The following is a 9,842-nucleotide window of genomic DNA, read 5'->3' on the forward strand; positions in this document are numbered from 1 at the left end:
TCAATTGATATGAAGAAATACAAGATTGGAATTATCGGAGCGGGCAAGATTGCCGCTAAAATGGCTCATACCATAGCTGGAATGGAAGAGGCTGAATGCTATGCAATAGCCTCACGTAATCAACAAAAAGCCGATGAATTCGCACAAAAATGGGGATTCCGAAAGGCTTACGGTTCGTATGAAGCGATGGTAAACGACCCGGATGTAGACCTTGTCTACGTAGCCACACCCCATAATTTCCACTTTGAACATGCCTCACTGTGCCTGCGTCATTACAAGCCGGTGCTTTGCGAGAAGGCTTTTACAGGCAATGCACGGCAAGCCGAACAACTCTTTGCCCTTGCCAAAGAGCAGAACACATTTATCACCGAAGCCATTTGGACGCGCTATCTTCCTCTCTCTGCCACGCTCAAAGAGTTGGTGGATTCGGGCATTATCGGCACTCCTTACATGATAGCAGCCAACCTTGGATATCCTATCAAGGGCGTTGAACGCGTCAAGAAGCCAGAGTTGGCCGGTGGTGCACTGCTTGATTTGGGCGTCTACGCCCTCAATTTCGCCGCCATGCTTTTTGGTACAGACGTGAAAGAAATGTATGCCCACTGTATCAAAGCACCCAGCGGTGTGGATGCCCAAACCTCCATCACGCAGATATATCCCGACAATCAGATGGCTCTGTTGGCTTGTTCCATGTACGCTCGAACCGATAAGCAAGGCATCATATCGGGCGATTGCGGTCAAATCATCGTCGAAGACTTCAATCATCCGCAATCTATCACTGTATACGATAGCAACTATCAACCCATCAAGCACATTCCCCATCCACCTCATATCACCGGTTACGAGTACGAAGTACGTGCTTCTATCGAAGCCATAGAGCATGGTTGGCTCGAATCTCCCTACATACCGCATGCTGAAACCATCCGTATCATGAAACAGATGGATGAGATTCGGCGACAACTAGGCATCGCCTATCCTTTCGATTAACAAAAAGGGTAGTTAGGATTAAGCCTTCCTCATATTCATAGCATAGTATATTTCTGTCCGAAGGACAGCCTATTCATAGCCGTAGGCCTTTAGGCCTACGGTAACAATGACAGTAAAAAACGAGTCTGAAAGACTCCCCTTTGTAACACAATGGATATTTAATCCGACAATGCAATGGGAAGTCTTTCAGACTTATTTTTTTATTGTTCCCTATCATTCCGGAAGCATCAAGGCATCCAGCTATTCAAAAGGGTTGTCCTATCGGACCAAGATACAGTCATAAAATCTTGCTTATGACCGTAGTTTCGTATCTCTATACAGCTACTCTTACTCCCAAGTAGCAGTCTTGGTACAATTCAGTTTCACCTGCTGATTACCACAATGGAACAAGAATTCACCCTCTTCAAGTGCCCATTTCATATCACTATTGACAAAAGCCAACGAATGGGCGGGAACCTTCAAGGTCACGGTCTTCGTCTCACCGGGCTGCAAATCTATCTTGTCGAAGCCGCACATATTGCGATTATCGGGAACCAATGAAGCCACAACATCCGAGAAATATAGCAGCACAGCCTCTTTTCCGGCTTTCTGTCCACTGTTCGTTACGTCTACAGACACTGTCAACTCGTCGTTCACATCAAACGAAGTCTTGTTCACACGCAAATTACTATACTTGAAAGTGGTATAGCTCAAGCCTGCACCAAACGGCCACTGAACATCCATTTTAGCGTCGTAATTGTAGTTACCTGCCATCGTACTCTGGTTCTCGCTCACCTTATAGTCGTATGTATGCAGCGAACTGGTGGTACGAGGATAGGTAAATGGCAATTTACCGGAGAAGTTACAATCGCCTGCCAACAGGTTGGCGAGCGCATCACCACCATAGTTTCCGGGCAACATCACGTCTACCACAGCCTTCGACAGAGGCACAATATCGTTGATGATACGTGGCCGACCACCGTTCAACACCAAAACAATGGGCTTACCGGTCTTTGCCAATGCCTTCACCAAGTGGCGCTGATTTTCGCTCAACATCAAACTGTTGAAGTTTCCGGGAGTCTCGCAATACGAGTTTTCACCCACACATGCCACGATGACATCGCTGTTTCCAGCTGCAGCTACAGCCTTCTCCAAATCAGAAGCATCCTCTGCTTCCCAGTCGGAACCAGCCTTATAGCGCACACCTTCGGCCAACGTCACATTCGCAGCACCGAACTTATTGGCCAAAGCCTTATAGATACTGTTGTACTTATCACCCACCAGCTGGTCGGTCTTATCGCCCTGCCATGTGTACGACCAACCACCATTGAGACCACGGAGTGTGTTGGCATTGGGTCCGGCAACGAGTATTCGCGTATCTTTCTTCAACGGAAGGATACCGTCTTCGTTCTTCAATAGCACCTCACCTTCCTCTGCGAAGCGTGTAGCCTCGGCTGCAAACTTGGACGAAGCAAAATCGGGATAGTTCTTAGCTATCCTCTCCGGCTTGTCCCATGTCTTCTTATCGAAGAGTCCCACGCGGTATTTGAAACGCAAGATACGGCTCACCGCATCGTCAATACGACTCATCGGAACAAGTCCTTCGTTCACGGCTTGCTTCAGAAGCGTACAAAAATCCACGCTATAGGGATCCATACTCATGTCGATACCAGCATTGATAGCCATAGCGATGGCATGTTTCTTGTCGGCAGCCACATGTTCACGAGTGTACAAGTTGTTGATGTCGGCCCAGTCGGTAACTATCATTCCATCCCAGTTTAAGCCATCCTTGAGCCAATCGGTCAACAATTTTTTGTTGGCATGGAAAGGCACTCCGTTGTTGGAAGCAGAGTTGACCATCAGCGTTAACGCCCCATTCTCCACACAATGTTTGAACGGTTCAAAGTAACGCTCCTTGAGTTCACGCTCTGTTATCATCGAGGGCGTACGGTCTTTACCCGTTACCGGTACACCGTAAGCCATGAAATGCTTGATGCTTACAGCCACGTGGTTCATATCGATGTGGTTAGGATCGGGACCTTGATAGCCTTTCACAGCCTGCACAGCCATCACGCTATTCACGTAATCGTCCTCTCCGAAGCTCTCCCACATACGTGGCCAGTTGGGATTTCTACCCAAGTCCATCACCGGAGCATATACCCATGGGATGAGACAAGCGCGACTCTCGTAGGCCGAAACTTCTGCCACACGAAAGGGAATATTCTTGTTGAACGATGCAGCCTGCACAATGGGCTGGGGGAAGAAAGTAGCACCCATGGTATAAGTAGCACCATGAATCTGGTCTACACCATACACCTGTGGAATACCATTGACCGCCATCGACTTGCGATTTAGTTCGCTGATGAGTGTACGCCATACCTTGGGAGTCTGCGCAACGCTCAATGGAACGTTTAGAATCGAGCCCACTCGGTATTTACCGAGTACGGTATCGGTCTGCACGGGCGACAATGCGAAGCCGGTCTTTGCCTTGGAGAAGTCGGTGATAGCGTCTATCGTTATCTCACACATCTGTCCCACTTTATCGTCCAACGACATCTTAGACAATTGCTCTTTCACTTGTTTCTCTATGTTGGCATCTGGTTTGATAGCCGGACGTACGCTCTGCGCCCATGCACAGAAACCCACTTGGAGAGCCAACATCGTTAATACGAGTTTTCTTTTCATTCGATTTGTAGTTGTTATTATTAGGTAATTTGTTGATTATATCTACGATATTTGAATTAGTAGAGCTACTATATAAAATACGTATATATATGGCCTTTCCCCTTACTAGAGATCGCTTTCATCAGTAAACCGGTTTATTTGTCTACTCAATTTATTCTCCCTCTCCTTGGGAGAGGGCTGGGGAGAGGCTACTGCAAAGCCCCTGCAACATCACTGCATAGCTTCTTCAGCATTGCTGCCAAGCCGATGCAGCATCTTTGCCTCGTCCCTGCAGCAACTCCATTGTGAGAACGTTGCCAGCCAATGGAATCAATCTTGCGTTAGCAAATGTACATAAAAATCGGGATATATCCTGCATTTCGTATATAAAAAGCAGATGAAAGGAATGGAAAAGTAGTATGTTAGTTGTTAAGTTTTTTAGTTGTTGGAGGAAGATAGCATAAGGGTATGGAGGGGTAACATGTCGCACTAGTATCCCAATGAACAGACATTATCAAGGCAATAGTAGAGACGGAAAATCTTCCACAGCTGTCCCAACACTACTAATATAAAGACTCCTGCCGACCATGAGACTTCCCATTATATTATCTAACACATAAAATGCGACATATAGGGGAGTCTTTCAGACTCGATTATTATCGCCATTGGTACCGTAGGCCTAAAGGCCTACGGCAATGAAGGGGCTGTCCTTCGGACAGAAATACCCACAATGCCACCTCCGCAAACAAGAACTGATAATGCACTCTTTGTCCGGTAGGACAACCCTTATCAATAGCCGGATGCCTTTAGGCTTCCGGAATGATAGAACGCTATAAAGAAAGACAAGTCTGAAAGACTTCCCATTGTACCAGCTAACACATAAAAACCGGGAACAATCTTCGCTTTCGCTCGATTGTCCCCGGCTATGAATAGGTAGCCTTCTAGGCTAATAAATTCTAATCATGTATAGAATTAATAAGTAGGATTCTGCTCCATCTTCGGGTTAGCGTCGATTTCCGACTGTGGAATCAACGGCAGTTCCTTCTTAGACTTCCAAGTGTCGATGGTCTGAGCATCGGCATTGAGCACACTGTGCCAGCCTCTATTATCTGCATTTGTGTAGCGAACAATCTTCTCACCACGACGCAGTGCATCGAAGTAACGCTGTCCCTCACCTACCAACTCTTTACGACGCTCCATATAGATGCGGTCTTCGGTAACGTCGGCAGCAGTTACTTGCTTGCCGGTATCGGTGGTACGATTCTTGATAATAGCGTTGAGATATTCAGCAGCCTTGTCCTTCTTATTAGCTTTGAAAGCAGCCTCGGCAGCGCTCAAGTAAACCTCTGACAAGCGGAGCAAAGGAATATTGTTCATACGAACCTCTACGCTACCGGCCGGTGCAGGATATTTATTGATGTAAACGGCACGACCTTCGAAAGTCTTAGCCTTGAGTTCTGAGCTAGAAGTAGCCTTCAATAAGATGTTGTTACGAACATCCTTAGGGTCACTTGCCAATGCATCGGCAAATGTCTTAGTAACGATGAGATCGCCATAACCGGCAGCTACTTTTTCAGCATCGGTATTCTCTGTCAAGAGATAAGCGATACCTTCACGGTCGGTCCAATCTGATGTACCGCTGATAGCCAACTCAAAGAGCATCTCATTAGCGTGAGCTTTGTCGTCTTTCTGCCATGCGTTAGCATACTCAGCAGAAGTCCAAAGAGCATAAGGAGAGTTCTTGATGATATCTTCGGCCGTAGAAAGGGCATTGTTGTAGTCGCCCTTAGTCAAATAAACCCTTACAAGCAGAGCCTTAGCAGCCCAAGCATTGATATAACCGGGAGTAGCCTTGGTAGACAAAGCACCCGAAGCAATAGCAGAAGTCAAGTCTTTGATAATCTGAGTATAGCACTCAGCTACCGTAGCACGACCTACCTGTGTTGCAGGTTCCATAGACGTGGTGGCCATGGGAGCGCCATAAGAAGCGCCATTATCCTGTAGATAAGGCTTACCATAGACACGAGTCAAGTCGAACATAGCCATGGCACGAATCACCTTGGCTTCGTTCTCATACTGTGCAACAGCCTCTTTGTTCTTATCTTGATCGGTAATAACGCCACCGTTTGCAGCCTCAATGATGCGATTGGCACGTCCTAAGACGATAAGCGGAGTACGCCATACAGAGTTTTTCGAGGTAAAATCATCGGCCGTCTTGTATTCCATTTTGTAATAGAACTCACCACGGCTACTACCATAGCTGGCATTGTACTGTACATCCTCGCCACGAACATCACCATAGACAAACATGTTGGCACCATAATAGTCTACATAATCAGATGAACGACCTTTGAGTGCTGAATAAAGACCGACACGCGCACTAGCCAGACTGGCTGTGGTTGTAATAGCCGTAGAGGCATCAATACCGTCGGATGGTTGCCGATCAAGCCACTCATCACCACAAGACGACAAACCCGTTACGGCTGTGAGGCAGATAACTGCACTATATATAAATTTAGATACTTTCATTTTTGGTATGCTTTATGTTTAGAAACCAATTTCAATTCCGAATGTGTAAGTTCTCAACTGTGGAGTCTGGAAGTTTGCAAGTCCAGTTACCGGCAGCTCAGGATCTACATAGAGATCAGCCGACTTCCATGTCAACAGGTTGGCACCAGAGAAGTATACGCGAGCCTTATTGATACCCAAGCTGCGAATATACTGCTGAGGAACGGTGAAACCAATGGTCAAGTTCTTCAAACGCAGATAGTCCAAAGGCATCATCCAACGAGAAGAGTAAACGAATGTGCTGCCATACTGGAACTTAGGGAGTTTAGCTGCAGTGTCGCCCTCGCCCTTCCACATCTTAGAGAGGTCGTAGTAAGCAGGCGTAGCTCCCTTATACAGTGCAGAGCCACCGTTAGAGTGCTGCCAACGCGGATAGTCGTAGGCGTCGCCACCAAGCTGGTAAGTGAAGGTGAAACCAAGGTCGATGAACTTCCAACGCAAGTTGTTGGTGATACCACCGGCAACGCTTGCCTCTGCGCTACCAAGAATTACCTTCTTAGCTTCGTTGGCATTGGTCGTGGTGTTGCGAGCATTTGCCGAACCATCGTTGATGTAATAAAGTTCTTTACCGGTCTTAGGATCTACACCAGCATACTCGTAACCGTAGTATGAATTGTAAGTTTCGCCTACCTTATGGAACAATACACGACCATAATCAGAATCCTGAACCATATCGCTTTCGCCATCAAGTTTCACCAGTTCATTGTGATTGTGAGAGAGGTTCAATGTTGTAGACCAGCTGAAGTCCTTGGTATTGAAGTTTTCAGAAGTCAAGGTAAGTTCCCAACCGGTGTTCTTCAGCGAACCGATATTGGTAGCCATGGTTGCAACTTTACTTGTAGTGTCGAAATAACCGGGAACGGCAGACATGGTCAAATCGTAAATCAAATCGGTGGTTTTACGTGTGTACCAGTCGAAAGATGCTGTGAAACGCTGCAGGAAAGTCAAGTCGAAACCTACGTTGAAGGTACGGTTCTTCTCCCATTTTAAGTCAGGGTTACCTATATTTACAATACCCATACCCGACTGACCATTATACTTTTCACCATATTTAAACAGGTTCATATATGGATAGTAGCCTGAAGGCTGTGTACCATTGGTACCGTAAGACACGCGAAGTCTACCATCTGTAAGGATATCTTTGGTTGATTCCATGAACTTCTCAGCAGAGAAACGCCATGAAGCTGATGCAGACCAGAAGTCACCCCAACGATTATTGCGAGCCAAGCGAGATGTTCCATCACGGCGGAAGCTTAGACCTGCATAGTACTTATTGTCATAGTTATAGTTGACACGACCCAAGAATGAGGTCAAACGTGAATCATAAACTTTACTTTCTGATGTTGTTTCACCGGCATTAGCAACTTCATAGAGTTCACCGGGATACTGAGAACCGCTCAAAAAGTTGTACTCATAATGCATATCTTCGGTCTCGAAACCAAGCAAAGCATCAAGATTGTGCAAGCCAAATGAGCGGATATAAGAAAGCTGAGTCTGTGTGTTTACCTGCTCAGAGATGTTCAAGATACGCTGAACCACACCACTGGAAGACTTACCATTATTGGAGTTACGATCCCAAATAACGGTCTCGCGACCACCGATATAGTCATAAGTTACCTTCTCGCTCAAGTCAAGTCCCTTAGCAATATGATAAGTTAACTTAGCAGAGTTCAACATTCTGCGAACGATATTGCGGTCGGTAGAGTGCAAATACTCATAAAGTGGGTTTACACCTACATAACCGGGACCCTGTGTATAAGAACCATCCTCATTGTAAGCAGTACTAGATGGATTTTGGAAGAAAACATAGTTTGCCACTGCACCATCGTAAGATGTAGCCTCATTGGCAAGACTCTGTGTCATCTTCGACATCATAGAAGACACATTTACTGTAAATTTACCAAAGTCATGTGTCAAGTTCAAGCTACCAGAAAAGCGTTCCAAGCCTTGATTAGCCACAATACCTTCTTGCTTATTGTAAGCCATAGAGGTATAGAACTTAGTCTTATCGTTACCACCGGATACGCTTACCTCGTAGTTGCTATGGCTACCGTTCTTGAACAAAAGATCCTTCCAGTTAGTCCAACCAGTCTTAGGCTCTGCGGCATAATCGTCGATATCACCGGCAGCAGCAGTCGCTGCTTCGGCGGCAGACTTACCTTCCTCGAACATATAATAGTTTTCTAGACCCTTCAAAAGCAATGCGCGACGAGCAGCACCACCTAGTTGTGGACGGTAATTTACGGCCATATTAGAGAATCCCCAATCGCTATGGAAGTTCACATTTGTCTTACCCTTGCTACCGCTTTTGGTCGTAATAACGATGACACCATTAGCAGCTCTCGAACCATAAAGAGACGCTGCGGCAGCATCTTTGATAACCGTTATAGACTGAATATCGTTAGGGTTGATGGTTGCCAAGATGTTGGTACCGGCATCACTATAATTAAATTCACTCGTATTACCCGACTGAACAGGCGTTCCATCAATAACATAGAGAGGGTTGTTACCTGCATTGATAGAACCCATTCCACGCACACGGATAGACGGAACAGAACCCGGTGAACCGGAACCTGATGTTATCTGTACACCGGCAACGCCACCGGCCAATTTATCTTCGATAGATACGACAGGTACTTCGGCCAACTTATCAGTATTCATCGTTGCAGCAGAACCGGTAAATGAAGACTTCTTAAAGTTACCATAACCAGTAACGATTACTTCTTCCAACACATGGTTATCAGGCTGAAGAACAACCTTTAAGTTTTCAGCGGCCTTTACTGTCTGCGATTTCATGCCAATATATGAAATCTCAAGTTTTGCATTGTTAGGCACAGTCATACTAAACTGTCCGTCCAAATTGGTAGCGGCACCCGTATTAGTGCCCACAACTTTTACCGAAGCACCAATGACCGGTTGCCCATCTTCAGCAGAGATGACTGTACCGGTAACATGAATTTGTGCCAGAGCCACTCCCATCCATAGGAAGAGACCGGTCAAAATTAACGTTAGTCTTTTCATAAAAATCTCTCTCGTTTAATAATGTTGATTTGTATTATTTCTATTCTTTCTCTCTTAAAGCTTTCTCTCTTGATCCTAGTCCCATCTCAAGACTTAGTTTCGGATTTATATTTAATGCATACAAATGCATGTATTTTATTAACAAACATAGCTCTTATGTTGCGAATTGCAAAATTAATGCAATTTTAATTTATACCAAAACTTTTATTAATAAAATTAGAGCAAAAGCGCATTTTTAACGATAAAACGTCATTTCAAGACCATAAATTTGATATAAATCATTATTTTTACGCTCAACAAGTCAGCAAAGTGGCGGTATAAACTCCCAATAGGTATCATCATGAAAGTAAGAAAATGAAAGTTCGGCAACACCACATCACCTCACAAGCTTCTTTACACCTATTATATATACGCCCTTGGGAAGATGAGTAAGATTTGGCTTTCCGTTGGCCAACATTTCAACATGGAAAGCTTGTCCCTGCATGTTGTAGGCCACGATAGTCCTACTATGAGCAGCATTCACACCATCAATGCCCGTTGGAAAAGCCACACTAATTTGACCCACGCTGGCAAAGTATCTTAGACCCAGTAAAACGATTTATTATTGACCCACTAAATGCCCT

General features: G+C 45.4%; 5 protein-coding genes. 1 reads left to right on the top strand and 4 read right to left on the bottom strand.

What is annotated here, in order from left to right; all coding sequences use genetic code 11:
• The first annotated feature begins 9 nt into the window (after positions 1 to 9).
• Entirely contained in the window at positions 10 to 987 is a 978-nt protein-coding gene (locus AC1EK4_RS07880; protein ID WP_480357721.1) for a Gfo/Idh/MocA family protein, read from the top strand.
• A 327-nt stretch (positions 988 to 1,314) separates the two neighbouring features.
• On the opposite strand, the gene AC1EK4_RS07885 is transcribed toward AC1EK4_RS07880, so the two are convergent.
• The 4 genes from AC1EK4_RS07885 to AC1EK4_RS07900 form a co-directional block, all read right to left on the bottom strand.
• Positions 1,315 to 3,651, bottom strand: coding sequence for a glycoside hydrolase family 3 N-terminal domain-containing protein (locus AC1EK4_RS07885; protein ID WP_480357722.1), 2,337 nt, complete (start codon positions 3,649 to 3,651; stop codon positions 1,315 to 1,317).
• Positions 3,652 to 4,602: 951 nt separating this feature from the next.
• A complete protein-coding gene (locus AC1EK4_RS07890; protein ID WP_036896171.1) occupies positions 4,603 to 6,159 on the bottom strand; it encodes a RagB/SusD family nutrient uptake outer membrane protein in 1,557 nt (518 codons plus the stop codon).
• An 18-nt stretch (positions 6,160 to 6,177) separates the two neighbouring features.
• Complete coding sequence (locus AC1EK4_RS07895; protein ID WP_480357724.1) at positions 6,178 to 9,219, bottom strand: SusC/RagA family TonB-linked outer membrane protein; 3,042 nt, start codon at positions 9,217 to 9,219, stop codon at positions 6,178 to 6,180.
• 376 nt (positions 9,220 to 9,595) lie between these two features.
• Positions 9,596 to 9,784, bottom strand: coding sequence for a hypothetical protein (locus AC1EK4_RS07900; protein ID WP_480357727.1), 189 nt, complete (start codon positions 9,782 to 9,784; stop codon positions 9,596 to 9,598).
• Positions 9,785 to 9,842 lie beyond the last annotated feature (58 nt).

Source organism: Prevotella sp. C0026C3 (assembly GCF_056590795.1).

Coding starts and splice junctions, on each gene's coding strand:
- AC1EK4_RS07880 (WP_480357721.1), top strand. CDS start 10: ATGAAGAAATACAAGATTGGAATTATCGGAGCGGGCAAGATTGCCGCT.
- AC1EK4_RS07885 (WP_480357722.1), bottom strand. CDS start 3,651: ATGAAAAGAAAACTCGTATTAACGATGTTGGCTCTCCAAGTGGGTTTC.
- AC1EK4_RS07890 (WP_036896171.1), bottom strand. CDS start 6,159: ATGAAAGTATCTAAATTTATATATAGTGCAGTTATCTGCCTCACAGCC.
- AC1EK4_RS07895 (WP_480357724.1), bottom strand. CDS start 9,219: ATGAAAAGACTAACGTTAATTTTGACCGGTCTCTTCCTATGGATGGGA.